Genomic DNA, 2457 nt, shown 5'->3' with positions numbered 1-2457 from the left:
TGTCTCCACCCGTTTCCCCGCCCCCAAACCCCCCGTCCCCCCCACCCATATATTAGTTGCGCGGGGCCCCAACCCCGGGGGGCACAACGGGCTCCATTCTCACCCGGCCCGCAAACGCCACACGACTTGAGGCGCTGGCCGGGCGCGGTCATCAGGCTGCCGTTGGACGCCACGGGGTTGGCGCCCAGCATCAGGAAATAGTGGGTGCGGTCGACGTCGGGAATGGGCAGCAGGAACTGGTGGCCGAACATCAGCCAGTCCACCAGCTGGTGCGGCCATTGGTCCACCGACGAGGCGCTGAAGATGTTCTTGCTGCGCAGCGACCGGAGCAGCGCGGGCAAGTAGGCGATGTGGCCGAAGTGGTGGACGTTGGGATTGCCGAGGTAGGCCGCCACCGCATCGGGCCCGTGGTCGCGCTGGGTTGCGGCCAGCCGTTCGCCGGCCTCGGCCAGGGCCTCGTCCCAGCTGATCTCCTGCCATTCGCTGCCTCGCCTGCGCAGCGGGCGGCGCAGGCGGTCCGGATCGGCCTCCAGGTCCAGGATGGCGTTGCCCTTGGGGCAGACGTGGCCGCGGCTGAACGGGTCGGCGGCGTCACCGCGTATCGCCACCAGCTCATCGGCCTCGTAATGCAGCTCCAGGCCGCAGATGGCCTCGCACAGCGGGCAGGCGCGGAAGCGGGATTGGCGGGCCATGGCGTTGTCCTGTGGGCGTTGGGCCGAGTTTAGGTCAGCAGGGCGGGCTTCGGGGCGCCCGGCGCGGTAAACTAGCCGGATGTCCCTGATCACACTCCAAGGCGTCGACTTCAGCGTCGGCGGCCCACTCCTGCTCGATTCCGTGAGCCTGACGATCGAGCGCAACGAGCGCGTCTGCATCGTCGGCCGCAACGGCGCCGGTAAATCCACCCTGCTGCGGCTGCTGTCGGGCGAACTCGTGCCCGACGACGGCGTGCTCACCCGCACGGGCCGCATTGCCGGCCTGGCGCAGGAGGTGCCCAAGGACCTCACCGGCAGCGTCTTTGACGTGGTGTCGATGGGCCTGGGCGAGCTGGGCGCGGACCTGGCCCGCTACCACCACATGCTGCACGACGGCATGGACATCGACATGGACGAGCTGGGCAGCGTGCAGGCCCGCATTGAAGCCGGCAACGGCTGGCAGATCGAACAGCGCGTCGAGCAGGTGATCAGCAAGCTCGACCTGCCCGAGGACGCCGAGTTCTCGGCGCTGTCGGGCGGCATGAAGCGCCGGGTGCTGCTGGCGCAGGCGCTGGTGGCCGCGCCCGACCTGCTGTTGCTGGACGAACCCACCAACCACCTGGACATCGAGTCGATCGCCTGGCTGGAAGAGTTCCTGAAGAACTTCGGCGGCAGCGTGGTGTTCGTCACCCATGACCGCGAGTTCCTGCGCAACCTGGCCACCCGCATCATCGAGATCGATCGAGGGCAGGTGACCAGCTGGCCCGGCGACTACGACAACTTCCTGCGCCGTCGCGAAGAACGCATGCACGCCGAAGCCCAGGCCAACGCGCTGTTCGACAAGAAGCTGGCGCAGGAAGAAGTGTGGATCCGCCAGGGCATCAAGGCCCGGCGCGTGCGCAACGAGGGCCGCGTCACCGCGCTCAAGGCCTTGCGTCGCGAGCGCGCCGAGCGTCGCGAGCAGTCGGGCAACGTCAAGCTGGCCGCCGCCGGCGCCGAGAAGTCGGGTCGCAAAGTGTTCGAGGCCAAGCACGTGGACTTCGCCTTTGGCGACCGCGTGCTGGTGCGCGACTTCAGCACCGTCATCCAGCGCGGCGACAAGATCGGCCTGATCGGGCCCAACGGCTCGGGCAAGACCACCCTGCTCAAGCTGCTGCTGGGCGACCTGCAGCCCACCGCCGGCACGATGCAGGTGGGCACCAACCTGGAAATTGCCTTCTTCGACCAGCTCCGCGGCGCGCTGCGCGAAGACTGGAACGCGCTGGACAACGTGTCCGAAGGCCGCGAGTTCATCGAGATCAACGGCAGCCGCAAGCACGTGATGGGCTACCTGCAGGACTTCCTGTTCAGCCCCGACCGCGCGCTGTCGCCGATCACCAAGCTGTCCGGCGGCGAGCGCAACCGCCTGCTGCTGGCCAAGCTGTTCGCGAAGCCCTCCAACCTGCTGGTGATGGACGAACCCACCAACGACCTTGACGTTGAAACCCTCGAGCTGCTCGAGGAAATGCTGATTGACTACCCCGGCACGCTGATCCTGGTGTCGCATGATCGCGCCTTCCTGGACAACGTGGTCACCAGTTCGCTGGTGATGGAAGGCAACGGCCGGGTAGGGGACTACGTGGGCGGCTACACCGACTGGCTGCGCCAGCGGCCGATGTCCGCGCGCCTGGCCGCGGCGGCCCCCGTGTCGGCGCCCCCGGGCCCCCCCCCCCTTAGCCCCCGGGGGCCAACCCGGGCCCCGCCCGCCCCCCCCCGCGCGCTGCCC

Annotated in this window: 2 protein-coding genes; one reads left to right on the top strand and one right to left on the bottom strand. The window is 68.7% G+C overall.

The window, feature by feature from the left end:
* On the bottom strand, window positions 1-692 hold a 692-nt coding region (locus tag K0M70_RS10010; protein ID WP_290781728.1), incomplete at its 3' end, for a molybdopterin-dependent oxidoreductase.
* A gap of 79 nt (window positions 693-771) precedes the next feature.
* Between K0M70_RS10010 and K0M70_RS10005 the strand changes: the two genes are divergently transcribed.
* The coding region (locus K0M70_RS10005) for an ATP-binding cassette domain-containing protein (RefSeq protein WP_290781727.1) at window positions 772-2457 on the top strand (1686 nt) is incomplete at its 3' end.

Origin of the sequence: Arenimonas sp. (assembly GCF_019459675.1) — a bacterium.
In the GTDB taxonomy this organism is placed as follows: domain Bacteria; phylum Pseudomonadota; class Gammaproteobacteria; order Xanthomonadales; family Xanthomonadaceae; genus Arenimonas.
Note: the sequence above shows the minus strand (reverse complement) of the source record. Positions and strands in the feature narration are given on the sequence as shown.